Source organism: Haloarchaeobius sp. HME9146, from assembly GCF_025399835.1.
Taxonomy (GTDB): domain Archaea; phylum Halobacteriota; class Halobacteria; order Halobacteriales; family Natrialbaceae; genus Haloarchaeobius.
In genome coordinates this window covers 287808-312639 of the sequence record NZ_JAODVR010000001.1, presented here as the reverse complement: position 1 = coordinate 312639, position 24832 = coordinate 287808, and the positions used below count along the sequence as shown (strand labels likewise).

Genomic DNA, 24832 nt, shown 5'->3' with positions numbered 1-24832 from the left:
GGTCTTAGGGGAAGCGGGTCGAATCGTCGGGTGATGCCCACGGTAGAATACCTCAATTACGAAGTGCTGGACGACCAGGGCTGGGACATGGACGACGACGACCTCTTCGAGAAAGCAGCGGACGCCGGCCTCGGTGACGAGGACTACGGCTCCCTCGAAGTCAACCAGGGCGAGTACATCCTTGAGGCCGCAGAGGCCCAGGGCTACGACTGGCCCTTCTCGTGCCGTGCCGGTGCCTGCGCGAACTGCGCAGCTATCGTCACGGAAGGTGACATCGACATGGACATGCAGCAGATCCTCTCGGACGAGGAAGTCGAGGAGAAGAACGTCCGTCTGACCTGCATCGGCAGCCCGGCTGCCGACGAGGTCAGGATCGTGTACAACGCGAAGCACCTCGACTACCTGCAGAACCGCGTCATCTGAAACGGACTCTCACCTTCATCCGTTTTCGAACATCCACCAGCCGTATGCTTCGGAGATGGGAATGCGGTGTGGCTCTCGACCAGCATCAGAATACACGGTTACTCGTGATTAGCGCTCGGAGACAGAGTGGACGCTGTCGACAGGGTTGCTCGGGCTGATGTGGCCGCCCAACCCGTGTCATCGAGTCGCGATAGCTTCTCAGTTGGTCACTTCTTCGCAGCTGCTGCCGTCGAAACAGGACCCGTCGGTGCTCACGTAGGGTTGGCTCCCGTCGCCGAAGAACGTGATATCGAAATCACTCTGTGGCTCGTCGGCCCAGATCTCCCCGCGGTGGGTCTTGGTGTTAAGGGTGACACCCTGCTGGCCGCCTTTCGGAACACGAACCTGGAAGCGGAGCGCGGTGCCAGCACTCCCCCAGTTCCAGGTCGCGTACCAGGGCGTTCCGTGCCTGAATTTGTATCCGTTGGAGGTCGACTGCCAGCCGTTTTTCGGCGAGAACTTTTCGATCATCCCCTCAATGCCGAAGGCCACGGACAGAGACGTCCGCATGAGACCGAGGACGAACTTGGCGGGTACTTCGAGCCAATCGGGGACGAGATCGCCTGTCGTGTTCGGGAACGCCTGGTCGTGCGCACCAGTGATGTTCCCAGTGATTGTCACGTTGGAGTAGCTGGATGGTTCGATGGTACTCACGATGGAGTCGATACCAGGTGCACCGAGGTCTTGATTCACGGTCGCGAGGTTCAACAACACCAGTTCGTGAACCCACTGGTCGTCGTTGAACTCGTCGGTCGCACCGTACCAGCCCAGGGCACAGGCCTGTCCGAACGGGTTCGAGTCTTCGAGGACCCCGTCCGTGACGATAGTAGACGTTCCCCACTTCTTGTCGGGTTCGTACGGGAGTTCCGTCTCCGGCGTTGCGGTGACGTGAGAGCTGGCTGTGGCCAGTCCTGCTCCGGCGACTCCGAGGCTCGACAGGGTCTTCAGCGTCGTTCGACGTGTCGGATTTTCATCTGACATTAACCAATAGTGATTTTTATCGGTTATTAGCTCTTCTCATTCCGGTGCGGTCGGACTATTCCTGAGTACAAATAACGTTGATCTTTCACTGTGATTGATTCACGATGTTGGCATACTTGTATGGAAGATGTCACTGGATTCGCATGAGCGGCGGCCCGTTCGAAGACAGCTTCGATGTGGGAGGTCACGTGGTCCAAGACCGGCTTCGTCAGAGAGGGTGGAAGTTGGCGACTTCGGTAGTCAACCGGGGTCAGGAGACCCGCTCGGACGAGCAGGTTGGGGAGATGAACGTGGGCCTGAACTACAGAACCGCGTCATTGAGACGGACTCTCACCTACATCCGTTTTCACCCCCCGTCCGGCATCGCGTATCGCGCACCGAGTTGACCGTAACTGTTACCTCCCTTCCCGGTGCCTCTCTTTCCAGTGGTAGACGTCGGCCCCCTCTCCGCGACGATTCCAGACCTGCTGCGCCTGCTGACGGTCCCCGTCTTCGCCTATCTGGCGTACACCGACATCCAGACGCGCCGCGTCGACAACCTGACGTGGGTTCCCCTCACGGCGCTCGGCGTCGCGCTGCTCGCGCTGGACTACCAGGACGCGGTGGCAGCCGGGGGCCGCGAGTGGCGGCTGTTCGTCATCACGACGACCATCAGCGTCGGTTTCGTCGTCTCGATGGCGTACCTGTTTCACTTCCTCGGTGCCTTCGGCGGCGCGGACGCCCGGGCGCTGATGACGATGGCGGTGCTCTATCCCACGTGGCCGGCCATCACACTCGCCGGGACGACCTTCCCCATCGCCGACCCCGCCCCGATGCGGGTGTTCTCCTTTACCATCCTCACGAACGCCGTGGTCTGGGGCATCGCCTACCCGGGGCTGCTCGCCCTGCGGAACACGGCGATGGGCCAGCAGGGACGGCGCATGTTCGTCGGGATTCCGGTCCGCTGGGACGCCATCCCGACTACCCACGGGAAGCTCCTTTCAGACTCTGATGCGGGCATCGGCGAGCGCCTCAAGAGCCTGCTGTACCCCCGCCAGTCCGGGCTGGACCTTGACGCGGTCCGGATGTACCTGCGCTGGCGCGGCCTCACGCTGGAGGAGGCCCGGGCCGACCCCGACCGATACCGTGACCCCGAGAGCCTCCCGGACGAGACGCACGACCCGACCGACGGCGCGGTCCACCTCGGACCCGAATCGACGGCCGAGAACGCGGACGTGGCGACCGACGGCGGGGTGGACGAGTCGGAAGACGCCGTGGCTGACGTGACGGCGGAATCGCCCGAAGAAGGGGACCTCGACGAAGAGACGGAGGACCCCTGGGGCGCGGCGGCCTTCCTCGACGACATCGAAGGCGACGCCTACGGGACCTCCCCCGAGCGCCTACGCGACGGGCTGGACCGGCTGGTCACCGAGGAAGAGCTGTGGGTCACGCCCGGCATCCCGTTCCTGGTGCCGGTGTTCTTCGGCCTGCTCGTCGCGTTCGTCTACGGTGACATCCTCATCGGGGCGCTGCGGGCGCTCGGATTAATCTGAGGCTCAGGCGAGAAAGTTCTCGTACAGCGGGTACAGCACGTTCCAGATGACCGTGATAGCGACGCCGACGACGACGATGGCCAGCCAGAAGGGTTCGGTCGAATCGGAGAGACCGGTCGGGAGCAAGGCGAGGGTTCCGCCGAACATGAGGACGCTCGCGACGAGGCTCGCCAGCGAGAGGGAGACGAGGACCGGGGCCTGCGAGAACTGCTCTGCGATGCTTGCCATTCGTGTTGTTGTGTGGTGTTGCCGGTGGCTTAGGCGTGTCGCTGCTATCGGGTGGTGAGTCGTGGCTCGGCTCGCGTTGGGTTGGGTGGAGTTTCGGTGTGGGTGGTGTCGTTTTCACAGGAACCAACGCAACTGTCTCGGAACATCGGCGAATCTCTACACCACACTACCCGCAGCAAAAGACACATAGCGCGAACAACCGACGTGTGAGGTAATGACAGCAGTCTCGCTCGATTTCGGTGACGATGGGCTGGTTCCCGTGGTCGCCCAGGACGTCGAAACCGGCGACGTGGTGATGCTCGCGTACGCGAACGAGGAGGCGGTCGCGAAGACCCGCGAGACGGGGCGGGCGCACTACTACTCCCGGTCGCGCGACGAGCTCTGGGAGAAGGGCGCGACCAGCGGCCACACCCAGGCCGTCGAGGAGGTCCGGGTGGACTGCGACGGCGACGCCCTCCTCTATCGAATCGACCAGACGGGTGGGGCCTGCCACACCGGCTATCGCTCCTGTTTCTACCGGACCCTCGACGGCGAGGAGGTGGGAGAGCGTGTCTTCGACCCGGACGACGTCTATGAGTGAGGCCGCGGCCCGGCTCCGTGAGGCAGCCAGCCAGCGCGAGCAGGCCCGTCAGGCGGTCGAAGAGCAGGGTCGAGACGGCCTCGAACAGGTCGCCGAGGCGTACCACGAGGCGACGAAACTGCTCGACGACTACGTCGACACCGCGACGGGGTCGGGCGACTTCCAGGCCTACGTCGAGTTCCAGGAGCGCTTCGCCACCCTGGTCGAAGGGCTGCCCGAGGACGTGGCACACCGGGACGCCTTCGGGACGGCGCTGGACCGGACCGACAAGCGCCGACTGAGCGAGTCCGACTTCGAGGCGACCCGACAGGCACTCGAACCGGCGAAAGATGCGGTCGACCTGCTCGATGCCGAGCGGGAGGCCGAGGAATCGTACAGAGACGCCGAGAAAGCCGCGAAGAAGCGCCTCTCGACGGTACGCGACCGCATCGAGGACGCAGAGCGCCTGCAGGAACTCGGCGACGCGGACCTCGACGCACCGGTCGAGGACCTCCGCGAGCCCGTCGAGGCGTACGACGAGGCGGTGGTCGAGGCGTTTCTGGACTACCGGCTCGACGCGAGTGCCCGGGAGGTCCTCGATTCCGCGGCCGACGCGGCCGAGTACCCGCTGGTCGACGTGCGCGAGCCGCCCGCCGAGCTGGCCGACTACGTCGAAACCCACGAGGCGGGCACCGAGACCATCCCGCGACTGCTCGAACTCGCGGACTACTCGCGCTCGAAGCTGGAGCACTACGTCGACGACCCGGTCGAACTCACGAGGGCGGTCTCGACCCGCCAGACCTACCTCGACCGCCTCGACGGCTCGGCCCTGCAACTGGGCTGGCCGCCGGGCCCGGCCGAGCAGCTTCGTCGGCGCTGTGAGGAGCGCATCTCGCTGGTCTCGCGGTTCGCCGACGAGGATGTCGTCGCGACGCTCCGGACGGTCCGGGAGCTGACGTGGCGCGACGATTACGAGCGGCTGCGGACCGCCGCGGTCGCACTGGCGGAACTGGACGACGAGGAACGGGACCGGCTCGCGTCGGGGGCCGTCGCCGACGAACTCGAGGAGTTACGTGCTGAACGACAGGAACTACGGGCGGCGCTGTCGTAACCGGTCAGGCGAGGTCGAGTCCGTCGAATGCGGTTCGGGCGTATGCGAAGGGGGCGAGACACCAGAACCCGAGCGCGCCGACGGCCACGGCAGTGACGAGCGACGGGCTCGCCGCCGTGACCAGATGCTCGTACGCACTCGTCGGCATCGTCACCGAGAGCGCAGCGTTCGCGGTCTTCGGGAGGCCCAGGAGGACCGTGAGGACGTTCGTGAGGACCGGCCACACGAACACGGAGACGACCACGAGTCCCGCCGCGTTGACCAGCGCTTTCTTCGTGTCCTCGGCATACGTCACAGAAAAGAACAGCGATGTACTCACGAACGTGGCACCGAGTACGAGTGTCCCGAGGGCGAACAGCACGAACGTCTTCGGGTCGACCGGACCGAAGTACGCGACGGCGGCGGCGACCGAGACCACGCCGAGGCTCGCGGGTACGACCGTCAACAGGAGTCGGCTGGTTAGCTTCCCCAGCAGCACCTCCTCGCGGTCGTAGGGGGCGGCGAGCAGTAGTCGGAGCGTCCCACCGGTCTGCTCACTGGCGACCGTGGCGTAGGTGAACAGGACGGCCGATATCGGGACGAACAGGCGGAACGGCAGGAGGAAATCTGCTGCGGACGGGTGGAGGTCGGTCCCGGGCTGGCCGTTCCGGATGACGAACGTCGCGAACTGCAGCGCGACGCCCGTGAGCAGTACGCCCGCGATACCGACCAGTGTCTCCGGATCGAACTCCCTGGAGAGTTCTGCGCGGAATATGTGTCGAACCGCCGAGAGACGGCTCATGCGGTCCCCTCTTCGGTGACTTCGAAGAACAGCGACTCCAGCGTCCGGGAGTCGACGTCGAAGTCGCGGATGGTGGTCCCGGTCGCCTCGACGGCGTCCAGGACGGCTTTCTTGCTGCGACCGACGCAGGTCACCGAGACACGACACCCCTGCACCTGGACGTCTTCGACGCCGTCGAGCGATTCCACGGTCGTCCCGAGGTCGGCGGGAACGGCCTCGACCAGGAGTCGAAGGACGCTCGTCGACTGCTCGTCGGTGTCGAACGCATCGACGTCTTTGATGCGCTGAATCGCGCCATCTCGCATCACGGCGACGCGCGTACAGAAGCTCTCCAGCTGGCCGAGCTGGTGACTGGAGACGACGACCGTCGTCCCGCGGTTCGCCTGCGTCGACACGATCTCCCTGAGGCGTCGCATGCCTTCCGGGTCGAGTCCGGCCGAGGGCTCGTCGAGGAGCAACAGCGGTGGGTCGCCGGCGATCGCTGTCGCCAGCACCAGTCGCTTTCGCATCCCTGCGGAGTATTCGGCAGCCGGGCGGTCTATCGCGTCGAGGAGGCCGACCCGGTCGAGGACCTCCTCCGGGTCGACGTCGAGGTCGTTGGACTCGATGAAGTAGTCCAGATGGGCTCGCCCGGTCCAGTCCCGGTAGAGTCCGTAGCCGTCCGGGACGATACCGACGCGTTCGCGGATGGCCGCACCGCCGGTGACTGGGTCGGAGTCGAACACGCGGACGGTTCCACTGGTCGGCCGGGTGTAGCCGACGCACATGTCGAGTAGTGTCGACTTGCCCGCTCCGTTCGGCCCGAGCAGGCCGAGGACCTCTCCTGAATGGACGTCGAGCGAGACGGTGTCGACTGCAAGCGTGTCGTCGAACCGTTTCGTCAGGTCGGTCGCTTCGACGACCGGTCGTGTCATGACCGCAGCCTCGAACTCGACAGGAGGAGGGCTGTCGTGAGCAGGATACCGCCGCCGAAGCCGAGCACGAGGGTCAGGCCTTCCCGCTCGGTCAGGAAGGTCACGACGGCGAGCATGGCCAGGATGTAGGCCGCGGTACGGAACCCACTGGGGACGCGTTCGACCAGGGCGGAGAGGGGAGTGTCGGCCTCGACGAGGGTGAGCGCGCCTCCGACAACGACACCGGCGAGCGCGAACATCACGGGGAGGTTCTCGAACTGGTACGATGTGGTCTGGAGGTACCCCGCTGCACCGAGCGCCGCAGCGAAGCCGACGAGGAGGGCGACGGCGACCCACGAACCGCGTGAGTCCGTGGCACCGTGACTATCGGTATTCTCCATTGTATGTAAAAATACGTAGTTGGTGTATTGAATTTAGGGTCTCAGCGGGTCGGGTGCGTGGGTGCGGACGAGATGGTGGTGAGCGCGCCGCGCGAACGCTCCCAGCCTGCGGCGACGGACGCCTTGTACATGGTCTGGTTCCAGCCCCACTGGCTGACGTCGTACTCTTCGGCACCGAACGTGATGGTGTCCGTGTCGCTCACGATGGCTGCGATACCGCCGACCAGCAAGATGCCACCGGTGAGCAGTGCCGACGACGTGAGTGTGGTAAGTGCTCCCGCGATGGCCGTCCAGCTGTAGTCGTTGACGCGTTGGTTGAACTCCGCACTGATCGCCTGGAACCGGTGGTTGTGGCCGCTGTAGGCTGCACAGCCACCGACGTAGTAGCCCCAGGTCGTGGACCGCTGGACGATATCGGTATCGCCCATGGTCGAGACCTCGTCCTTCGCGCTCTCGACGGTCATGGTCGAGGGACCGTTCGTCAGTGCCTCGTACTTCTTGCCATCGACCTCGGCGAAGGAGACGGAGCCAGTCTCGGTGTCGATGTCGTAGACGTAGTTGTCGGCCGCGGCGTCTCTCGGAGAGACGGACTGCCCTCGGCCGTTCTTTGCGATACTGACCGCGACGACGGTGGTGTCGTCTGTACTAGCGAGGACGGTCCTGTCGGCGAGCGACAACTTTGGACCAGGGTCCGCTTCGCCGGTCGCGGCGGATGCAGCGCCGGGAAGCGCCAGTGAACCCATTGCGATGCTACCGTTGCGGAGGAACTTCCTCCGGGATTGGTCAGACATGCGAGCTAGATTCCACTATATTAATACATAAATCTTAATATATAAAAGTATTAGATATTAGTTGATAAGGTATGATTTATACAAAACGACCCGATAATTACTTTTGGAGATATCTGATAGATATTCGAAAATGCCTCGAAAACTGAAGTTCTGCCCAGAGAGGGCGGCCACTCTGACGGCCGCTGTTCGAGTTGGCTGGTCTACACGTATTCTCCCGACAGTGGGAACTATCCTGAAGTGTATCGAATATGGGAGAACACTTCGCCCGGACAATTCTTCGATGGCTACTGGTGGTCCACCAATGGCTACTGGTGGTGTCAGTCGTCGACAGGAATCCTCGATTCGACGCGGAGAACGGTGACAGTCGCTCAGTTGCCGGACTTCGCGGCTTCGAGCGCGTCGTGCATCGCTTCGACCAGCGAGACGGCCCGGTCCTCGTCCTTCGCTTCGGCGTAGATGCGCACGAGCGGTTCGGTTCCGGACGGGCGGGCGAGCACCCAGGCGTCGCCGTAGTCGAGGCGGTAGCCGTCCTTGGTGTCGAGGTCGGCCTCGTCGTCTGCTTCGGCGCGTTGCTCGGCGGCGGCGAGCATGGCGGCGCGCTCGGATTCGGTGTCGTACTCGACGTTCCGGCGGACGTTGTGGTAGCCGCTGTAGGGCTCGACGATCTCGCTGACGGGTCGGTCGGCGACGAGTTCGAGGAAGCGTGCGCCGACGTACGCGCCGTCTCGGGTGAGCCGGTAGTCGGGGAAGAAGATGCCACCGTTGCCCTCGCCGGCGACCGGGACGTGTTCGCCCTTCGCCTGGAGTTCTTCGATGCGGGTGATGATGTTGGTCGAGCCGATGGGCGTGAGTTCCAGCGTCGCGCCCGTCTCGTTCGCCACGTCGACGAGGCGCTGGGAGACGTTGACCGCCGAGACCGTGGTGTCCTCGGGGCCGAGTTCGGCAGCCGCGAGCGCTGCGAGGGTGGCGTCGCCCTCGACGTAGTCTCCATTTTCGTCGTAGAAGATGGCGCGGTCGGCGTCGCCGTCGTGGGCGATTCCCACGTCGGCACCGGTCGCGCGGACGAGGCGGCCGAGGTCTTCGAGGTTCTCCGGGACGGGCTCGGGGTCGCGCCCGGGGAAGTGCCCGTCGGGCTGGGCGTTGACCGTGACGACCCGGCAGCCGAGGCGCCGGAAGAACTCGGGCGAGGTGAGCGCGCCCGCGCCGTGGCCGGGGTCAAGTGCGACGGTCAGGTCGGCGTCGGCGATCTTCTCCGTGTCCACGGCGTCGAGCAGCTGGTCGACGTAGCGGTCACAGGCGTCCTCGACGGTCGTGACGTGGCCGACCTCGTCCCACGACGCGGCCTCGAACTTCTCGGTCAGCAGGATGTCCTCGACGCGTTCGAGGTCCGAGACGGCGAGTTCGACCCCGTCGGTGCCGATGAGCTTCACGCCGTTGTACTCCGGCGGGTTGTGGCTCGCGGTTATCATCATCGCGGGCACGCCCTCGCTCTCGGCGTACACCTGCGCGCCGGGCGTCGGAACGACCCCGAGGCGGTCGACGTCGACGCCGACGCTGGTCAGGCCAGCGACGGCCGCGTCGGCGAGCATCTCTCCTGTCGCTCGTGTGTCGCGGGCGATGGCCACCCGGTCGGCGTTCCACGCCGTACCGGCAGCCTTCGCCACGCGCAGGACGAAGTCGGGCGTCAACTCCTCGTTGGCGACGCCGCGCGTCCCGCTGGAACCGAATACCTTCATTCGAGCGATACTGCGGTGTCCGAGACAAAAGTGGTTCCGAACTGTCGCAGGCGAGGCGATGACAGGCACGGAAACTGGCGTTTCGAGTATGGGTCGTCCCGGAGACGCGGTGGCCGCCCGTGATTCCGTCGTGCAGGCGAGCGGGGATACACTGCCGCCTGAGACCCGTCTCGCCACCCGGCGCACGCTTGGCTGGCAGTGAGCGACAGCGAGCGTGCCAGCCTGTAGACGTGCGAGGGATGACCGGAGTGGAGCATCGCGGAACGGAGGGAATCGGCTGGGGAGGGTGTGGTGCGGTGGCGGTCCGGGGCGGGTGCGGCCATCGCCACCAGCGCGAGTGAACTGCTCGTCGTCACAGGAACCACCACGTTCCCTCCTCTTCCTACCAACCACCCGACTCGATTCACCACCCACTGTCAGCACCAGACCGCATCGTTTTCGACCCCACCACACACATCTCCACGTATGAGCGCCGACAACGACATCAGCCTCGACGAGAAGCGGGTCTACTCCGGCGACAAACGCGAGACGACCGCCTACGTCGCCTGCGGGATGGGCGTCGTGACGGTCGACGTGGTCGAAGAACGCGTCGGCGGGTTCGAACTCGCCCACCGCTGCGAGGCCAGCGACGTGGCCGCGGGCGACGGGCTGGTCGCGGTCGCAACCCAACAGGACGTGCTGATCGGCCCCGGCGAGTTCGAGGCGTCGGGCTTCGGCCCGGCGGTCGCGGTCGGCCTGTCCCAAGACGGCCTGCTCGCCGCGGGTGAGGACGGCGGGGTCGCCCGATACGACGAGGACTCGGGCGACTGGCACGACATCGGCACCTGCGCAGGCGACGTTCGTGCCATCGACGGCGACCTCGTGGCCGCCAGCGACGGCGTCTACCGCATCACCGACGAACTGACTCATGCCGGGCTGGACGATGCCCGGGACGTGGCTACTGAAGGTACCCCGCGAGCCGCCACGGGTTCAGGACTCTACTACCTCGGTAACGGTTGGATGGATGACCTCGATGGTGACTTCACACTGGTCGCCAGCGACGGGGAGCGAAGCCACGCCCTCGGCGACGGCGAACTCTACCAGCTGACCGACGACGGCTGGACCGCCCACCCGCACCAGCCCGCTGGCGCGTTCGCCGACCTCGACTACGGCGACACGACCTACGCGGTCAGTTCGGATGGCAGGTTCTTCGCCGAGGCCGAGGACGGCTGGCGACACCAGTTGCTGGGGATGCCCGACGTGGCAGCGGTTGCAGTTCCCCGCTAGCCTCGAACTCTCTAACAAAGTTCATGTCTGCTGGCGGTGAAGTTGTGACGAATGGTCTCCCGCCGCAACCTCCTCGGCTCGGTCGCTGCTGCTGGCGCAGTTGGCCTCGCAGCCACGCGATTCGACCTCTGGCCGGACCTGCCGACCAGTGAGGAACCACCTGAGGACTCCGTCCTCTGCTCACTCGAAGTCATGAACAAGGACGACGAGGCCCACACCGTCTCGGTCACCGTCGAGCAGGATGGCGAAATTCTCACAGACCTGACTCGCGACCTCGACGCGAGAGAATCCCGAAACTACCCCACTGGCTTCGTCGTCTCCGAGAACCTCCCGACCGACCCGGGGCAGTTCGTCTTGACGGTGACGCTCGACGGGGAACAGACGAAGGCGTGGGACAGTCGGACGGAGCGGTCGGGCGCACTCCGACCGTACGCCATCATCGAGGAGGACTCTGTTCTCCGCCTCGTCGGCCTTGTCGACCCACCCGACACTTGCCCAACCGAAACCGCCCCGTAACGAAACTGGAATAACCCCGGCGAGTGACCCATCGCACATGATACTCCCAGGCTCCGGGTCGCAGGCGCTCGCGGCCGAACTCGCCGCCGAGCTCGGTGAGGAGCTCGCGCCGGTCGAGTTCGAGCGCTTCCCCGACGGCGAGGTGATGGCTCGCATCGGGGACGTCTCGCCCGAGCGGGCCGTCGTCGTGGCATCGACCGCAACAAGTGACGCACATCTCGAACTGCTCCAGCTGCAGGACGCCGCCCGCGAGGCGGGCGCAGACGAGATAGTCACCGTCCTGCCGTACATGGGCTACGCCCGCCAGGACAAGGTGTTCAATCCGGGCGAGCCGGTCTCCTCGCGGGCCGTCGCCCGCGCCATCTCGGCCAACACCGACCGGGTCATCACGGTGAACCCGCACGAGGAAGCCGTCTGCGAGTTTTTCGACCCCGCGGCAGAAGCCGTCGACGCTGCCGCGGTCCTCGCCGAGCCGCTGCCTGAGACGCTCACGGAACCACTCTTTCTCGCGCCCGACGACGGCGCAATCGAACTCGCCGAGACCGTCTGTGCCGCCTACGGCGAGGGCGAGACCGACTACTTCGAGAAGAAGCGCCTCTCGGGGTCGGAGGTCGAGATCTCCCCGAGCGACGCGAACGTCACCGGCCGGGACGTGGTCGTCGTCGACGACATCATCGCCACCGGCTCGACCATGAGCGAGTCCATCGCGGTGCTGAACGACCGCGACGCGGCGCGCGTGTTCGTCACCTGCGTCCACCCGCTGCTCGCCCAGAACGCCGTCACGAAGCTCGCCCGGGCGGGCGTCGAGACCGTCATCGGGACGGACACGCTCGAACGCCCCGTCTCCGAGGTGTCTGTGGCAAAAGTTGTCGCAGCACAATTGTAGGAATTAAAACACGGATTATTTATACGATAGTTCGCTGCTAGAGGCTATATACCGCATACGAGAGCGGGTGGGACCATGCACGGGATACTTCACAAGTCGCTGAAGGGGTACGTCGGGGAGAACGTCGCGGAAGCCACCTGGAACGAGGTGATGGACGCGGCGGGTATCGAGCCGAAACTCTATCTGCCGGTGACACGCTACCCGGACGAGGAGTTCACGGACGCCATCGCGGCCATCGCCGCGGTGACCGACCACTCCGAGGAGACCATCCAGCGCGACGTCGGGCGCTTCCTCGCGCCGGACATCCTGAACACGTTCAAGGCCCACGTCAAGCAGGGCTGGGGGACCCGCGAGATACTCGCGGCGCTGGACGGTATCTACAAGCAGATTCGGAAGCAGGACGACGAATCCGCCCTGCCCACGGTCGCGACATCCCGCCTCGACCCGGACACCTACGTGCTGGAGTACCGCTCGGAGAAGCGCCTCTGTGACCTCGGGAAGGGCATCATCGAGGGAATCGCCGCCGAGTACGGCGACGAGGTGACGATCTCAGAGGAGGTCTGTCTGCATGCCGGCGACGACCACTGCGAGCTGACGGTCGACTTCGAGTAGTCCGGTCCACCCCGATTTCTGCAACCGACTCACGTTCGTCGCCGCCGATTCACGGCCCCGAGACCGACCAGCCCGGCCAGTGCGAGGAGCGCGGCGGTCGGCCCGAAGCCGGGAATCGCCAGCGAGTCGGGGTCGCCCGTGCCGGTCCCACCCGCTGACTGCTCACGCTCGACGAGCACCGTCACCTGCTGGTCGCCGACGCGAATCGTGTGCTCGCCCGGGTCATCGAACGACGCGGTCGCGGTGTAGGTGAGTTCGGACCGGGCGGGAAGTTTGACCGCTCGGTCGAACTGCATCTCCCCGTCGAGGACGAACGGAACCGTCGCGCTGCCCGGCCAGTCCTCGCCGTTCTTGATGGTCGCACGGACGGTGAACTGCTCGCCGGGGGCGACCGAGGTCGGCACGTCGATGCTCGCGACCGTGGGCGTCGCGGGCTCACGAACCGTCACGTTCAGCACCCGGTCACCGACGAGAATCCGGGCGGTACCGGGTTCGGTGGCCTCCCGGGTGAACGTGACCGTCTCCGTCTCCTCCGGGACGAGGCTGCCGGTCTTCGACTGCGTCACCTCGCCGTCGACCCGGAACGTCGTCTCGAACTCGCCCGCGCGCCCGCCGACGTTCTCGACGGTGACGTTCACCTGCAACTGCTCGCCGACCGCGAGCGTCGGCTCCGAGGAGACCGTCTCGTTCCGGTACGGTCCCGTGACGGTCACGCCGTCGGCCGGGACGGTCGTCCGCATCAGGGCAGGGATGACGCCGAAGAGGATCTCGTGGACCTGCCGCGTCCACATGTCGGGCGTCGCCGAGGTGGTGGTGTAGCGCCCCGCGAGTTCGCTCGTCTCGGTCGTCGATTCGGCCTCGATGGCCGCGAGGATGTCCGCGTTCGACACCTTCCCGTCCTGCCGGTTCAGTTCCCGGAACACGCTCTGGAAACTGCTCGTCTGGTCGCTCACGTCCCGGAGTTCGCGGTCGATGGCACCCGTGACGAGCGACCCCTTGAGATACACCGCTCCCCTGGTCCACGTCGACGGCTCTGACAGGACCGAATCGGCGTACGGGTCGTTCTCGCCACGCTCCAACTTCGACTGGAACTGCGAGAACGAGATGTGGCCCTGGTCGAACGCGAGCAGGGCCGCGTAGTAGTCGGCGCTCCCCTCGATGAGCCACTGGCCGTCGTCGGTCGGCCTGAACGCCTGTCGCGTGTGGACGTACTCGTGGAGCCAGACGTTGTCGGCGGAGTCGAGTCGCGAGTCCGCCGTGACCCAGGCGTCGTCGGCACCCAGTTGCAGGCCCGCGACGCTCCAGCGGACACTGGTCGGTGCGGCGACCACCATGACGGAGGGGTCGCGGGCTCCGACCCGGAGCTGACCGCTCGCCTCCGCCATCGAGTCCAACACGGCCGTCGGCTTCTCGCGCATCTCGGCGGCCCGCGGCACGATCAGTCGGATGTGCTGCTCGCGGACCGTCGTGTCGTACTCGGTCATCGGGCCCAGATAGGCCAGCTGGCCGCCGGTCGCGCCCTCACCGGCGACGACGGTGCGCTTGGTCAGGCCTACCTGGTCGTCCCCGACCCACTTCCAGGAGGTCGCCATCTGCGGGACGCGGACGATGGCCCAGGGGCCGATGTCGATGAACGCGTACGTCTCCTCGTCGGTTTTGGCTGCCGGCGTCGCGTCGGCCGTCTTCATCGGGAGGGACGCGTCCGGCCGGTCGGTCGCGGTGTTGGGTCCGGTCGCGGCGTCGGCTGTGGGTTCCCCGCCTGCGAACTGCACGTCACGCCGCCCCGCGTCCTCGGTCTCGTTGGCGTCGACGTCGAACGTGATGGTCGCGGTGTCGCCGCTGCCGGTCCACTCGTACTCGCGAGGGCCGGTCTGTCTGAACCGCTCGGTCTCGACCACGTCGGCGTTCTGTTGCAGCGTCACGGTGAGCGAGGTCACGTCGCTGGGGATGTCGTAGACGACGTCGGTCTGTATCGAGCCCTTCTCCGTCGGCGTCAGGTGGAGGCGAACCGTCCGCTGGATGTCGGTCGTGGTCCGGTTCTGGCTGGCCCCGTCGGCGAGCGTGTCACGGTCGAACACCTGCCCGGCCGCGACAGCACCGTCCGCTGTCGGTGCCGCCATCGCGGTGCCAGCAGGGAGCGACACGAGTACGAGCAGCGCGACGAGGAGCCGTCGGTACACGTCCTCGAAAACGGAGACCGCGAAAAAGACTCTTGTGCCTGCTCAGTCGTCCGACGCCTCGGCCTCCGCGAGCGGCTCGACCGCGAGCGTCATCGTGACGCCCTCGACCTCCCACTCCTTGCGGTGGCCGTCCTCGACGGTCGCGAACTCGGTCGCCCGGACCTCCTCGGCGATGAGGTCCTCGTGGCGGCGCACGAGGTCGGCGACGCGGTCGTCGGCCACGTCGAGCTCGAGGCGGATGCGCGCCTCGATGTCGAGCTCGAGGTCCTTGCGCATCTCCTGCACCCGGCGGATGACCTCGCGGGCGTAGCCCTCGCTCTCGATGTCCTCGGTGAGGGTGGCGTCCACGTAGACGACACCCTTCTCGTCACCCTTCACGGCGAAGCTGCTGCCGGTGACGCCCTCGGGCGTGCGCGTGACGAACTCGACCATCTCCTCGGTGAGGTCGTCCTCGCCGACGGCCTCGCGCAGGGCGTCGAGGTCCGTGCTGTCGATGCTGGCCTCGTTGAGCGCGTTCATCACCTCGGGGGCGCGCTGGCCGAAGGCGGGGCCGAGCTTGCCCATGTCGGCGCGGGCCGCGTACTGGAGTTCGCCCCACTCCTGCTCGGGCGAGACGAGTTCGACCTCCCTGGCGTTGAGGCGGTCAGCGAGTAGGTCGCGGTGACGCTCGACGGCCTCGGCGGCGCGCGGGTCGTTAGGGGCGACGACGACGCGCGAGACGGGCCAGCGGAGCTTGCGGTCTGCCTGCTGGCGGGCGTTCGAGCCGGCCTCCTCGACGGCACGCAGGAGCTGGACGTCCGTCTCGAGCTGCTCGTCGGCCCAGAAGTCGTCGACCTCGGGGAAGTCACACATGTGGACCGTGTCGTGGCCCTCGTCGCCGGTGAGGGTGTTGTAGATCTCCTCGGTGACGAACGGGGCGTAGGGGGCGAGCAGCTTGACCACGTCGGTGAGGACGCGGTAGAAGGTCGCGTAGGCGGCCTCCTTCGAGGGGCTGTCCTCCTCGTCCCACATGCGCTCGCGGACGACCTGGATGTAGAACCGGGAGACGTCCTCGACGACGAACTGGAGCAGCGTGTTCAGCGCGCGGTCGGGGCGGCGGTGGTCCTCCCACTGCTCGGCCATCTCGGCCTTGACGCTCTGCAGGCGTGCGAGCACCCACTCGTCGACGAGTTCGGTGTCGGCCTCCTCGGGCGAACTGTGCTCCGGGACGAACCCGTCCATCCGCATGTACGGGAGCGGGAACCGGAACACGTTCCAGAGGATGTTGAGGTCGCGCTGCATGTTCTCCATCTCGTCCCACGAGAAGCGCATGTCCTCCTCCTGCGGGTTGCGCGAGAGCAGGAACAGGCGCATCGCGTCGGCCCCGTGGCGCTCGATGGCCTCGCTGGGCTCGACGATGTTCCCGATGGACTTGGACATCTTGCGGCCGTCCTCGGCGAGCGCCCACCCGTGCATGAGCACCTCGTCGTAGGGCACCTCGTCGAGTGCAGCCGAGCCCATCCCGAGCTGGGACCAGAACCAGCCACGCGTCTGGTCGTGCGCCTCGATGATGAGGTCGGCGGGCCAGAGCTCGTCGAACTGGCTGTCGTCGCTCGGGTAGTCCAGCGTGCCCCACGAGGCGACCGAGGAGTCGAGCCACACGTCGAACACGTCGGGGACGCGGGTGTAGGTGGTGCCGTCCTCGGTGATGGTCAGGTCGTCGACCGTCGGTTTGTGCAGGTCGACTTCGTCGGGGTCGACGTCTTGGTCGACGCGCTCGGCGAGTTCCTCGCGGGTGCCGACGACGACCACGTCGTCCATGCTCCCGCCCCAGTTTTCAGGAACCCAGATGGGGATGGGGATGCCCCAGTAGCGCTGGCGGGAGACGTTCCAGTCCGGCGAATCCTCGACGAAGTTGCGAAAGCGCTCGTCGCGGGCGGACTGGGGCCACCAGGTGCTGTCCTCGATGTTCTCGAGCAGGTCCTCCTTGATGTCGGAGACGGTGATGAACCACTGGTCGGTGACGAGGCGGACGATGTCCGTGTCACAGCGCCAGCACTGCCCCTCGCCCTCGACGAGGTAGTTCTCGTCGTGGCCGAGCAGGAAGCCCTTCGCCTCCAGGTCGGCGATGACGTTCGCGTTCGCGTCGCGGACGAACTGGCCGGCGTACGTGCCGGCCTGCTCGGTGTAGGTGCCGTCGCCGCTGACGGGACAGAAGATCTCGAGGCCGAGTTCTGAACCGCGCTCGAAGTCCTCCTCACCGTGCCCTGGTGCGGAGTGAACCATCCCGGACTTGTCGTTGGCGTCGGGGTACTCGGCGGTGTACACCTGCCCGGCACCCTCGCCGTGGGGGTGTTCCGGGACCTCCTCGGCCAGCGGGTGCTCGTACGGCCAGCCGACCATCTCTTCTCCCGAGACCTCCTCGACGACCTCGTAGTCCTCGTAGCGGCCCTCCTTCAGGACCTCCTCGACCTGCGGCTCGGAGACGTAGAGCACCTCGCTCTCGCCGTCCTTCTCGGCGCGAACGCCGACGTAGGTCGCGTCTTCCTCGACGGCGACGAACGTGTTCGCGGGGATGGTCCACGGGGTCGTCGTCCAGATGACGAGGTTGCCCTCACGCTCCGTTAGTGGGAACTTCACGTAGATAGCGGGCTTGTGCACGTCGTGGCGCTCGACCTCGTTGTTGGCGATGGCGGTCTCACACCGCGGGCACTGGTTGATTGAGCGCTTGCCCTGCTCGACCAGCCCGCGCTCGTGCGCCTGCTGGAAGCCCCACCAGGCGGCCTCCATGTACTCCGGCGAGAGGGTCTTGTACGGGTCGTCCCAGTCCATCCAGACGCCGAAGGACTGGAAATCCTCGTCCATCGCGTCGAGGTTGCGGTTCGCGAAGTCCTTGCAGGCCTCGATGAACTTCTCCTCGCCGTACTCCTCGATGTCCTTCTTGTTCTCGAAGCCGAGTTCCTCCTCGACCTTCGTCTCGATGGGCAGGCCGTGCATGTCGTAGCCCGGCCGGTCGGTCACGTCGTAGCCCTGCATCCGGTAGAAGCGGATGAAGGCGTCCTTGAGCGACTTGTTCCAGGTCGTGCCCATGTGGGCAGCGCCGGAGGTGTACGGCGGGCCGTCGACGAAGAAGAACGGCTCGCAGTCCTCTCGGTGTATCTTCGTCTGCTCGTAGGCATCCACCTCGTCCCAGTAGTCGAAGATACGGTCTTCGACGTCGTGGGGGTCGTACTGGTCGGATACCTCCCCGAATCGTTCCATGTGCGGAGTGACTCACTCCGTCATTAAATGGGAATCGGTCCTGCAGGTGGGCGATTCCACCTCGTCAGTCGTCGACCCGCAGCCGGTAGAACGAGCCGTCGTCCTCGAACACCGTCATGACGTGGTCGTCGAGCGGCAGTCGGAAGATGCTCTCCGGGTGTTCGTGCGACGGTTCCACCGGTTCGTCCGTGAATATCGACCCCATGTCCCCCGACATGTCGTCTAGAAAATCATAGGTGAATTACATCAAGGCGCGGCCTGAATATTCAGGCGGTTCGGCCCCTACTCGTCGGTTCGCGACTCGAAGATACTCTGCGGGAATTCGTGCGTCGGCTCTCGTTTCTCGTGGGCGAAGATACTCCCAGCGTCCCCTGCACTCATATCAATCCGACGATTAGACCCGTGTGATATGAAGCTGTTGGCCGAATGAGATATTTTCGAGGCGGTCTCGCGAGAATTATGTCGTCGGTTCCGCCGGGTTCACGGTCTTCAGTCGGCGAGGAGAAGCTTCACGCGGGGGAGCAGGCGCTTCTGGCCCACGAGGTAGACCGCGCTGTAGAGCAACAGGCCACCGATGCCCGCGTACCAGAGGGTGAGGATGCTGAAGCCGTCCGTGAGGAGATTGTGCAGGCCGGCCAGCTCGGTGCCCGCGCCCAGGGCCGAGAGTGCGACCGCGACCACGGCGTACGCGAGTATCGCCAGGAGTTCGGGGACCAGTTCGGAGAGTATCGTCAACATAGCCGTCTCGAATCCCTCGCCGAATATCTACCTTTCGCCACGGCGGTGACGAAACGATTTTGCCGACGGAACGGCCTCTCCCAGCTATGCGCACTCGTTCGAGAACGTATCCGGAACTGGCGAAACTCGGCTTCCTGCTCGGTCTCGGCCTGTTCGTGGTCGGTGCGGGCGGCGAGGTCGTCGGTCACGCACTGTACGACACGCTGCCGGCGTGGGAGGATACCCTGTTCACCGACTCTATCCTGCTGGGCATCCTGACCGCCTTCTTCTCGCTGGCGGTGTTCGGCGTCGTCCTCCCGCTCATCGAGTAAGATGCCCCGTTTCCCCGCTGCCGACGACGCGCTCGTCGTCGAACCGGGGTGTACCCGCTGTCCGAAACTCGCCGAGTGCCGACAGCGCATCTCGTGGGGCAACGGCCCGCGCGACGCCGACGTGGTCGTGGTCGGTGAAGCCCCGGCTGCCGGCGACCCCGACGCGGACCGCTGGCAGGGCGGTAACCTGACCGGGCTGGCGTACACCTCCCAGCACTCCGGCCGGCGGGTGCGAGACCTGCTCGCCGCAGCAGGCCACCCCGAGGCCTACTACACCAACGCGGTGAAGTGCTTCCCCGAGGCGGCCGAGGGCGGGACGAACCGCGAACCGGCCCCCGAGGAACTCGCGAACTGTCGCGCCCACCTCGACACAGAACTCGCCCGCATCGACCCCGCCGTGGTCGTCCCGACGGGAAAGCACGCCACCGAGACCGTCTTCGCCTTCGACGACCGCTCCCTCGATGGGTTCCTCGACTCGGTGCTGGAACCGGTCGAATCGCCGGCACTGGCCTGTGTCGTGCTGCCCATCTTGCATCCGTCCTATCAGGACGTGTGGGTCTCACGGCTGGGCTACGAATCCGACGAGTACGTGACGGCACTCGGCGACGAACTGGATAGACTGGTCGGGTAGGCTGATATCCGGTGCAGTTACTGGTAATCACCGCGGATTTGGGGTGTGGCTTTTTGTCGGTCGAATCCCCACCCTCGCCTGTGAAAGTCCCCGAAGCCGGCGACACGGACACCTTCACGCGAACGTTCACCCGCGAGGAGGTCCGCGAGTTCGCCGCCCTCTCCGGAGACGAGGGCACGCACCACGTCGAGCCCGACGAGGACGGTCGCCTGCTCGTCCACGGCCTCCTGACGGCGACCCTGCCAACCAAGATCGGCGGCGACTACGACGTGCTCGCCCGTGAGATGGACTTCGAGTTCCCCCGCCCCGTGTACACCGGCGAGGAGATAACCTGCCGCTGGCGGTTCGAGCACGTCACCGAGCGCAAATCGCGGTACATCCTGTCCGCCCGGGCGGTGTGCCGGGACGAGTCCGGCGAGGTCGTCCTGCGGGCCCAGGTGACCGGCGTCATCATGAAGTAGCGAGGAAGCGGTCGAATCACTGTGCTGGCGCAGACAAGCACGCTTTCCAGCCGTCGGCCGTGACTAGTCCGCGGTGAACACGTCGTGGCCGGTTTCGACGAGTGTGACGAACCGCTCTGCAACCTCGGTGAGGAATTCCTCGTCGTCTAATACTTCAGCGGAGTCCACATCCCAACTGAATCCCACGATTCTGTCACGCGACCTATTCGGATTCACGTGGAATCCCTGCGCCTCGAAGACCTCGGCGTTCGCAAGAAGTGTGTCTAACGTGTCCCTGTCTTGGTCCATATAGTCCATAGCAACGATGATCGAGTTCCACTCGGCTGGCCGAAGATAGAACACGTATTTTAATCCATCTGGATGGTCGGCATGGTTTGACTGGAGTCTCGGCCGATAGCTATCCGTGTTCTCGAAAGCCAGACCCGGCGACCCTGAATCGACCAGATGTCGTACCTTCGGGAAGGTTAGGTCAACGAGTTCGGAGACGACTTCGGGGTACGTTGGGTTCGCTGCACGCGCTGGCCGAACACGGGACAGGTCGTAGTCGACGACAGTGTTCGTGGCGACAGTTCGATGTTGGGATCCATCGCGCTCAAAACATTGGACCTCGACACACTGGATGTTCATCCCGTTGTTTAGGAGGTAACGGGCATTTTGTTCGGTTTGTCTTGTTATCTCTTCGGCGACGACGACCATTCGTTGCTCTGAATTGAACTCGTCGGGTTTTAGTGAGACACCGAATACCGATTCGTGAGCATCTCGGAGTGCGTCTGCAGGGGCCAGACGTTCGGGCACGTCCCAGCGGCCCTGAACGATGTCCGATTTGTAACGTTGGTACAGATCATTCAGTCTAGCATAGTCGTAGGAGTGAATCGATTGGGCGTAGGTTTGCGGTTGACCGAGAATCGTTTCCTCGCTCGCACTCCCTGTGCCACTCTTTCCAGCTTTGAGTTCGAACACCTGAACGTTTCCGAACTTATCGAGCGCCAGCAAATCCGGAATACCGCCTTCGAGTGGATGTTGGCGACTAAATATGAACACGTCCTCGTCGAGGAGCATCGCTGGATTCGCGTGCAGGAGCGACTCCAACGCCTCTTCGGATTGAACGGCCGCTCTGTCGCACTGCTCCGTCCTCTGAGTTGAAGCAGATTCGACTTGGTCGAAGACTCGCATACGATACGTCTGGCTGCGTCCTATATTTGTCTAATGGGCCTGACTAGTCAGCGAGTCGTCTTGACGACTTTCTAGTTTCCGGCATCTTGATTATTCTCCCAGGAACCGCGCCGCGGCGTCCCGAAACAACCCCTCCAGTGCCTCCTCCGACAGCTCCCGCGAGAGCAGGTGCTCTCGCTCGCTCGCGTACTCGTACGGCACGTTCGGGTAGTCAGAGCCGTACATGATGGAGCCTGCCAGCTCCTCGAACACCGAGTCCGCGACGCTTCCCGGGTCGAAGTCCATGGTCTCGGGTATCGCCGCCGACATCGCGACCGACGTGTCCAGAAACACCTGGTCGTGGGCGCGGGCCTCGGCGACGAACCCGTCCACGTCCGGCGCGCCCATGTGGGCACAGCAGACTCGAATCTCAGGATAGGAGGAGACGAACTCGCGGAACGGCCCGAGACCGACAGCATCGGAGTCTCCGAAGTTCGGGGCACGCCCGGCGTGCAACAGAACCGGGCGGTTGTACTCGGCACAGAGCTCGAACGCCGGGTCCAGTCTGGGGTCGTTCGGCGCGGCATCCTGCACCGGGCACTGGAGTTTGAGTCCCCGTGCCCCACCGTTCAGCGCGTCCCTGACCACGCTCCGCACGTCGTCCTCGGGGTGGACCGTGGCGAAGGGCACGGCTATCTCGGACTTCCTGGCCTGCTCCAGCACCCACTGGTTCAGCTTCGCGGCCAGCCCCGGTTCGTGGGCGTAGGGCAGCGCGAGGTAGCGGTCGACGCCCTGCCGGCGAAGCACCGATTCCATGGCGGTCCGCTCGGTCGGATGGTCGATAGTCCAGCCGAGGTCCCGCGAGAGCGCGTCGCGAATCGCATCCATCAGGCGGTCCGGCATGAGGTGGACGTGGGCGTCGGTCGCGGGGGCGAAGGACATGTGCGAGGGTGCTCGGCCTGCGACCATGAGGTTTGTCCCGATGCCCTCGCCGGGAAACCTTGATACCCCAGCCACGAGACTCCCCGCACATGGACGACTGCATCTTCTGCCAGATCATCGCTGGCGACATCCCGAGCCGCACCGTCTACGAGGACGAGCACGCCTTCGCGTTCCTCGACGTGAACCCGCTCGCGCCGGGGCACACCCTCGTCATCCCGAAGGGGCACCACGAGACCCTGAACGACCTGCCCGCCGACGAGGGGTCGGCCGTCTTCTCGGCGCTCCACGACCTCGTCCCGCGCGTGGAGGCCGCGGTCGACGCCGACGGCTCGACGGTCGCGTTCAACAACGGCGAGGCCGCCGGCCAGGAGGTCCCGCACGTCCACGCCCACATCGTCCCGCGCTTCGACGGCGACGGGAACGGCCCCATCCACGCCCTGTTCGACGGGCCGGGCGAGATGGCCGACGAGGAACTCGACCGCATCGCCGACGACATCGCGGCGACGGAGTAACCGGGGCGACAGGCCGTGGAATCCGGACATTTTTTAACAGAAAACGGCGGAGGAATTAGCATGACGAATCAGGAGCGCTCCGCCGCCATCGTCGGCGCGACCGGCGGCGCGGGCGCGACCCGGCTCACCGTCGAACTCGCCGCGACGCTCGCCCGCGACGGCCGGAGCGTCGCCGTCTTCGACGCCTCGTTCGCCACGCAGGGCCTCAGCCACTACGTCCACGGCCGCATCGACATCGACGTGACGCGCCTGCTGACCGACGACTCGGTCCACCAGCGCGCCGCCATGATCGACCTCGGTCTCGACACGCCCGCCCCGGTCGTGGTCTGCCCGGCGTACGCCTCCCTCGAACGCTTCGCCCGCGCCAAGTCCGGGGAGGCCGCCGACCGTTTCGGCGAGATAATCCGCCGGGCCACCGAGAGCTACGACCACGTGCTGGTCGACACGCCGCCGGTCGCGGACAACCCCTCCATCGCCGCGGTGAACGCGGCCGACCGGGTCGCCGTGGTCGTCCCGCCGTCGAAACGCGGCGTCGACACGCTCCGGCGCACCGAGGACCGCCTCACGGACATCGGTGCCGGGGCGGACCGCGTGCTCGCGAACCGGGTGGCAGACCTCGACGAGCACCCCGTCGAGTCGGCCGACGTGGCTATCCCCCGGTCCGAGGTGACCGGCGTGGCTGGCTCCCCGGTGTGCGTCACCGGTGAGACCGGCCCGTTCGCCCAGACCGTCGCCACCGCGGCCGAGGCCGTGTTCAACACTCAACTCGGCATCGAGTTCCCCCGCGGTGGCCTGCGCGAGCGCCTCGCGTCCCGGTTCTGAGCAGCCGGCTGCGAGCGCGAGCTATATATCGCTATTGTGCGCTCGACGCGAGTCAATATCACTGTATACGTAACTTACAGAAGCTATAACCGGGTTTCTCGGTAAGCGTGGGATATGCGCGAACACGCCCGCGACGCTGCCGACGACGACCTCGCCGGCATGCCGGTTGCAGACGCCGCCGAGGTCGTTCTCGACCGAGACCAGTCGCGCGACCGGGACGAAGTCGAGCGGACACTCCAGATAGTCGCCGACGACGGCGTCGTCACCCGGGAGGCGGTCGACGACGCGCTCGGGCGGGTGTCGAAGGTCGTCGCCACGCCGGAGACGCGCGTCGAACTCGCCGCGAGAGACCTCGCCGAGGCTCGCGAGACGGCGAGCCACGTGGCCGATCTGGACACCGTACAGGCACGCCTCGACGAGTTCGAGGCGCGGTTGTCGGCGGTCGAAGACAGAACGGCCGAGCTTGGCGAAGAACTCCAGACCACCGTGGGCCAACAGAGCGCAACGGGCGACATCTACGAGATCGCGAGTGAAGTCCGCCGTATCACCTCGCTGGCGAACAACGCCCAGCAGGTCGCCGACGACCTCAAACTCGACATCGAGGACTTCGAGAAGTGGGTCGGCAGTCAGTCGGTGCGGTTCCGCCAGCTCGACGAGGAGGTCGAGGCTGCCGGGGAGCGACTGGACGAACTGGCGGCCGCCCTCGACCGCGAGTGGAGTGACGACGACGCGGGCGACTGGGTGGACATGCAGTTCCAGCGTCGGGTGCTGGACCTCGTGCTGGCCGACCTCTGGGCCTCCCTCGCGGAGTTCCGGACGTGGGCCGACCGCGAGGACCTCGACCGGGACGACCGCGACCCCGGAGTCGCGGCCACTCTCGACGACCTCGACGACCAACTCGCCAGCTTCGACCAGCGACTCGACGAGGTCGCCCGCTCGGCGTGGCGCGACCGCTTCGGCGAGGTGCTCGACTCCCTGGAAGCCGCCTGCGACCACCTCGAACCGCCGATTCCGTGGGGCGAGGTCGAGCAGGTGCTCGACGAGCATCGGTCGATGGTCGAGGACACGAACTGAGTCGTTCGACGGAT

27 protein-coding genes are annotated in these 24832 nt (G+C 65.6%); 14 read left to right on the top strand and 13 right to left on the bottom strand.

What is annotated here, in order from left to right; translation table 11 throughout:
• The first annotated feature begins 33 nt into the window (after window positions 1–33).
• On the top strand, window positions 34–423 hold the full coding sequence (gene fer, locus N6C22_RS01580; RefSeq protein ID WP_261648903.1) for a ferredoxin Fer: 390 nt from the start codon (window positions 34–36) through the stop codon (window positions 421–423).
• A gap of 198 nt (window positions 424–621) precedes the next feature.
• Here the strand turns inward: fer and N6C22_RS01575 are convergent, their stop codons facing one another.
• On the bottom strand, window positions 622–1443 hold the full coding sequence (locus tag N6C22_RS01575; protein ID WP_261648902.1) for a hypothetical protein: 822 nt from the start codon (window positions 1441–1443) through the stop codon (window positions 622–624).
• A 425-nt stretch (window positions 1444–1868) separates the two neighbouring features.
• On the opposite strand from N6C22_RS01575, the gene N6C22_RS01570 reads away from it, so the two are divergent.
• Window positions 1869–2975, top strand: coding sequence for an A24 family peptidase C-terminal domain-containing protein (locus N6C22_RS01570; protein ID WP_261648901.1), 1107 nt, complete (start codon window positions 1869–1871; stop codon window positions 2973–2975).
• A 3-nt stretch (window positions 2976–2978) separates the two neighbouring features.
• Here the strand turns inward: N6C22_RS01570 and N6C22_RS01565 are convergent, their stop codons facing one another.
• Complete coding sequence (locus tag N6C22_RS01565; RefSeq protein ID WP_261648900.1) at window positions 2979–3203, bottom strand: hypothetical protein; 225 nt, start codon at window positions 3201–3203, stop codon at window positions 2979–2981.
• A 214-nt stretch (window positions 3204–3417) separates the two neighbouring features.
• On the opposite strand from N6C22_RS01565, the gene hisI reads away from it, so the two are divergent.
• Both hisI and N6C22_RS01555 read left to right on the top strand, forming a co-directional pair.
• Window positions 3418–3783: a phosphoribosyl-AMP cyclohydrolase gene (gene hisI / locus N6C22_RS01560; RefSeq protein WP_261648899.1), complete on the top strand. Its 366-nt coding sequence runs from the start codon at window positions 3418–3420 to the stop codon at window positions 3781–3783.
• Window positions 3776–4873, top strand: a complete 1098-nt coding sequence (locus N6C22_RS01555; protein WP_261648897.1) for a hypothetical protein — start codon at window positions 3776–3778, stop codon at window positions 4871–4873. Before hisI ends, N6C22_RS01555 begins: the two co-directional genes overlap by 8 nt.
• A 4-nt stretch (window positions 4874–4877) precedes the next feature.
• On the opposite strand, the gene N6C22_RS01550 is transcribed toward N6C22_RS01555, so the two are convergent.
• The 5 genes from N6C22_RS01550 to glmM form a co-directional block, all read right to left on the bottom strand.
• Entirely contained in the window at window positions 4878–5654 is a 777-nt protein-coding gene (locus N6C22_RS01550; protein ID WP_261648895.1) for an ABC transporter permease, read from the bottom strand.
• Window positions 5651–6568, bottom strand: coding sequence for an ABC transporter ATP-binding protein (locus N6C22_RS01545; protein WP_261648893.1), 918 nt, complete (start codon window positions 6566–6568; stop codon window positions 5651–5653). The genes N6C22_RS01550 and N6C22_RS01545 overlap by 4 nt, the downstream gene beginning before the upstream one ends.
• Complete coding sequence (locus N6C22_RS01540) at window positions 6565–6948, bottom strand: hypothetical protein (RefSeq protein WP_261648892.1); 384 nt, start codon at window positions 6946–6948, stop codon at window positions 6565–6567. The genes N6C22_RS01545 and N6C22_RS01540 overlap by 4 nt, the downstream gene beginning before the upstream one ends.
• Before the next feature lie 41 nt (window positions 6949–6989).
• Window positions 6990–7739: a hypothetical protein gene (locus N6C22_RS01535; protein WP_261648891.1), complete on the bottom strand. Its 750-nt coding sequence runs from the start codon at window positions 7737–7739 to the stop codon at window positions 6990–6992.
• Between the two features lie 368 nt (window positions 7740–8107).
• Window positions 8108–9475, bottom strand: coding sequence for a phosphoglucosamine mutase (gene glmM / locus N6C22_RS01530; RefSeq protein ID WP_261648890.1), 1368 nt, complete (start codon window positions 9473–9475; stop codon window positions 8108–8110).
• A 465-nt stretch (window positions 9476–9940) separates the two neighbouring features.
• On the opposite strand from glmM, the gene N6C22_RS01525 reads away from it, so the two are divergent.
• From N6C22_RS01525 to N6C22_RS01510, 4 genes are all read left to right on the top strand, one after another.
• Window positions 9941–10741 (top strand): hypothetical protein, encoded by an 801-nt coding sequence (locus N6C22_RS01525; RefSeq protein ID WP_261648888.1) that lies wholly within the window; start codon window positions 9941–9943, stop codon window positions 10739–10741.
• Window positions 10742–10792: 51 nt separating this feature from the next.
• Entirely contained in the window at window positions 10793–11257 is a 465-nt protein-coding gene (locus N6C22_RS01520) for a twin-arginine translocation signal domain-containing protein (RefSeq protein ID WP_261648885.1), read from the top strand.
• A 37-nt stretch (window positions 11258–11294) separates the two neighbouring features.
• The gene (locus N6C22_RS01515) at window positions 11295–12143 is read left to right on the top strand and encodes a ribose-phosphate diphosphokinase (RefSeq protein WP_261648883.1); all 849 of its coding nucleotides are present in this window, start codon (window positions 11295–11297) and stop codon (window positions 12141–12143) included.
• A gap of 75 nt (window positions 12144–12218) precedes the next feature.
• Window positions 12219–12755: a heme NO-binding domain-containing protein gene (locus N6C22_RS01510; protein WP_261648881.1), complete on the top strand. Its 537-nt coding sequence runs from the start codon at window positions 12219–12221 to the stop codon at window positions 12753–12755.
• 29 nt (window positions 12756–12784) lie between these two features.
• Here N6C22_RS01510 and N6C22_RS01505 read toward each other — a convergent pair whose 3' ends face one another.
• The 4 genes from N6C22_RS01505 to N6C22_RS01490 all read right to left on the bottom strand — a co-directional run bounded on the left by N6C22_RS01505 (window position 12785) and on the right by N6C22_RS01490 (window position 18913).
• The gene (locus tag N6C22_RS01505) at window positions 12785–14935 is read right to left on the bottom strand and encodes a CARDB domain-containing protein (RefSeq protein WP_261648880.1); all 2151 of its coding nucleotides are present in this window, start codon (window positions 14933–14935) and stop codon (window positions 12785–12787) included.
• 42 nt (window positions 14936–14977) lie between these two features.
• The gene (ileS, locus tag N6C22_RS01500) at window positions 14978–18175 is read right to left on the bottom strand and encodes an isoleucine--tRNA ligase (RefSeq protein ID WP_261648878.1); all 3198 of its coding nucleotides are present in this window, start codon (window positions 18173–18175) and stop codon (window positions 14978–14980) included.
• A gap of 64 nt (window positions 18176–18239) precedes the next feature.
• Window positions 18240–18392, bottom strand: coding sequence for a hypothetical protein (locus tag N6C22_RS01495; protein ID WP_261648876.1), 153 nt, complete (start codon window positions 18390–18392; stop codon window positions 18240–18242).
• Window positions 18393–18664: 272 nt separating this feature from the next.
• Window positions 18665–18913 (bottom strand): hypothetical protein, encoded by a 249-nt coding sequence (locus tag N6C22_RS01490; RefSeq protein WP_261648875.1) that lies wholly within the window; start codon window positions 18911–18913, stop codon window positions 18665–18667.
• Between the two features lie 86 nt (window positions 18914–18999).
• Between N6C22_RS01490 and N6C22_RS01485 the strand changes: the two genes are divergently transcribed.
• The 3 genes from N6C22_RS01485 (at window position 19000) to N6C22_RS01475 (ending at window position 20316) form a co-directional block, all read left to right on the top strand.
• Window positions 19000–19224, top strand: a complete 225-nt coding sequence (locus N6C22_RS01485) for a hypothetical protein (RefSeq protein ID WP_261648873.1) — start codon at window positions 19000–19002, stop codon at window positions 19222–19224.
• Between the two features lies 1 nt (window position 19225).
• Complete coding sequence (locus N6C22_RS01480; protein WP_261648871.1) at window positions 19226–19855, top strand: uracil-DNA glycosylase family protein; 630 nt, start codon at window positions 19226–19228, stop codon at window positions 19853–19855.
• Between the two features lie 80 nt (window positions 19856–19935).
• Window positions 19936–20316 carry a MaoC family dehydratase N-terminal domain-containing protein gene (locus N6C22_RS01475; RefSeq protein ID WP_261648870.1) on the top strand — a complete coding sequence of 127 codons (381 nt, stop codon included), beginning with the start codon at window positions 19936–19938 and terminating at the stop codon, window positions 20314–20316.
• A gap of 63 nt (window positions 20317–20379) precedes the next feature.
• Here the strand turns inward: N6C22_RS01475 and N6C22_RS01470 are convergent, their stop codons facing one another.
• Both N6C22_RS01470 and N6C22_RS01465 read right to left on the bottom strand, forming a co-directional pair.
• On the bottom strand, window positions 20380–21489 hold the full coding sequence (locus tag N6C22_RS01470) for a hypothetical protein (protein ID WP_261648869.1): 1110 nt from the start codon (window positions 21487–21489) through the stop codon (window positions 20380–20382).
• Between the two features lie 90 nt (window positions 21490–21579).
• Window positions 21580–22410 carry an amidohydrolase family protein gene (locus N6C22_RS01465; protein ID WP_261648868.1) on the bottom strand — a complete coding sequence of 277 codons (831 nt, stop codon included), beginning with the start codon at window positions 22408–22410 and terminating at the stop codon, window positions 21580–21582.
• An 89-nt stretch (window positions 22411–22499) separates the two neighbouring features.
• On the opposite strand from N6C22_RS01465, the gene N6C22_RS01460 reads away from it, so the two are divergent.
• The 3 genes from N6C22_RS01460 to N6C22_RS01450 all read left to right on the top strand — a co-directional run bounded on the left by N6C22_RS01460 (window position 22500) and on the right by N6C22_RS01450 (window position 24818).
• A complete protein-coding gene (locus tag N6C22_RS01460; protein WP_261648867.1) occupies window positions 22500–22922 on the top strand; it encodes an HIT family protein in 423 nt (140 codons plus the stop codon).
• A gap of 60 nt (window positions 22923–22982) precedes the next feature.
• On the top strand, window positions 22983–23744 hold the full coding sequence (locus N6C22_RS01455) for a ParA family protein (protein WP_261648866.1): 762 nt from the start codon (window positions 22983–22985) through the stop codon (window positions 23742–23744).
• Between the two features lie 114 nt (window positions 23745–23858).
• A complete protein-coding gene (locus N6C22_RS01450) occupies window positions 23859–24818 on the top strand; it encodes a hypothetical protein (protein ID WP_261648865.1) in 960 nt (319 codons plus the stop codon).
• Window positions 24819–24832: the final 14 nt, after the last annotated feature.

Coding starts and splice junctions, on each gene's coding strand:
- N6C22_RS01510 (WP_261648881.1), top strand. CDS start 12,219: ATGCACGGGATACTTCACAAGTCGCTGAAGGGGTACGTCGGGGAGAAC.
- N6C22_RS01535 (WP_261648891.1), bottom strand. CDS start 7,739: ATGTCTGACCAATCCCGGAGGAAGTTCCTCCGCAACGGTAGCATCGCA.
- N6C22_RS01520 (WP_261648885.1), top strand. CDS start 10,793: ATGGTCTCCCGCCGCAACCTCCTCGGCTCGGTCGCTGCTGCTGGCGCA.
- N6C22_RS01540 (WP_261648892.1), bottom strand. CDS start 6,948: ATGGAGAATACCGATAGTCACGGTGCCACGGACTCACGCGGTTCGTGG.
- N6C22_RS01485 (WP_261648873.1), top strand. CDS start 19,000: ATGCGCACTCGTTCGAGAACGTATCCGGAACTGGCGAAACTCGGCTTC.
- glmM (WP_261648890.1), bottom strand. CDS start 9,475: ATGAAGGTATTCGGTTCCAGCGGGACGCGCGGCGTCGCCAACGAGGAG.
- fer (WP_261648903.1), top strand. CDS start 34: ATGCCCACGGTAGAATACCTCAATTACGAAGTGCTGGACGACCAGGGC.
- N6C22_RS01490 (WP_261648875.1), bottom strand. CDS start 18,913: ATGTTGACGATACTCTCCGAACTGGTCCCCGAACTCCTGGCGATACTC.
- ileS (WP_261648878.1), bottom strand. CDS start 18,175: ATGGAACGATTCGGGGAGGTATCCGACCAGTACGACCCCCACGACGTC.
- N6C22_RS01545 (WP_261648893.1), bottom strand. CDS start 6,568: ATGACACGACCGGTCGTCGAAGCGACCGACCTGACGAAACGGTTCGAC.
- N6C22_RS01555 (WP_261648897.1), top strand. CDS start 3,776: ATGAGTGAGGCCGCGGCCCGGCTCCGTGAGGCAGCCAGCCAGCGCGAG.
- hisI (WP_261648899.1), top strand. CDS start 3,418: ATGACAGCAGTCTCGCTCGATTTCGGTGACGATGGGCTGGTTCCCGTG.
- N6C22_RS01450 (WP_261648865.1), top strand. CDS start 23,859: ATGCGCGAACACGCCCGCGACGCTGCCGACGACGACCTCGCCGGCATG.
- N6C22_RS01565 (WP_261648900.1), bottom strand. CDS start 3,203: ATGGCAAGCATCGCAGAGCAGTTCTCGCAGGCCCCGGTCCTCGTCTCC.
- N6C22_RS01515 (WP_261648883.1), top strand. CDS start 11,295: ATGATACTCCCAGGCTCCGGGTCGCAGGCGCTCGCGGCCGAACTCGCC.
- N6C22_RS01525 (WP_261648888.1), top strand. CDS start 9,941: ATGAGCGCCGACAACGACATCAGCCTCGACGAGAAGCGGGTCTACTCC.
- N6C22_RS01460 (WP_261648867.1), top strand. CDS start 22,500: ATGGACGACTGCATCTTCTGCCAGATCATCGCTGGCGACATCCCGAGC.
- N6C22_RS01550 (WP_261648895.1), bottom strand. CDS start 5,654: ATGAGCCGTCTCTCGGCGGTTCGACACATATTCCGCGCAGAACTCTCC.
- N6C22_RS01470 (WP_261648869.1), bottom strand. CDS start 21,489: ATGCGAGTCTTCGACCAAGTCGAATCTGCTTCAACTCAGAGGACGGAG.
- N6C22_RS01495 (WP_261648876.1), bottom strand. CDS start 18,392: ATGTCGGGGGACATGGGGTCGATATTCACGGACGAACCGGTGGAACCG.
- N6C22_RS01455 (WP_261648866.1), top strand. CDS start 22,983: ATGACGAATCAGGAGCGCTCCGCCGCCATCGTCGGCGCGACCGGCGGC.
- N6C22_RS01465 (WP_261648868.1), bottom strand. CDS start 22,410: ATGTCCTTCGCCCCCGCGACCGACGCCCACGTCCACCTCATGCCGGAC.
- N6C22_RS01575 (WP_261648902.1), bottom strand. CDS start 1,443: ATGTCAGATGAAAATCCGACACGTCGAACGACGCTGAAGACCCTGTCG.
- N6C22_RS01480 (WP_261648871.1), top strand. CDS start 19,226: ATGCCCCGTTTCCCCGCTGCCGACGACGCGCTCGTCGTCGAACCGGGG.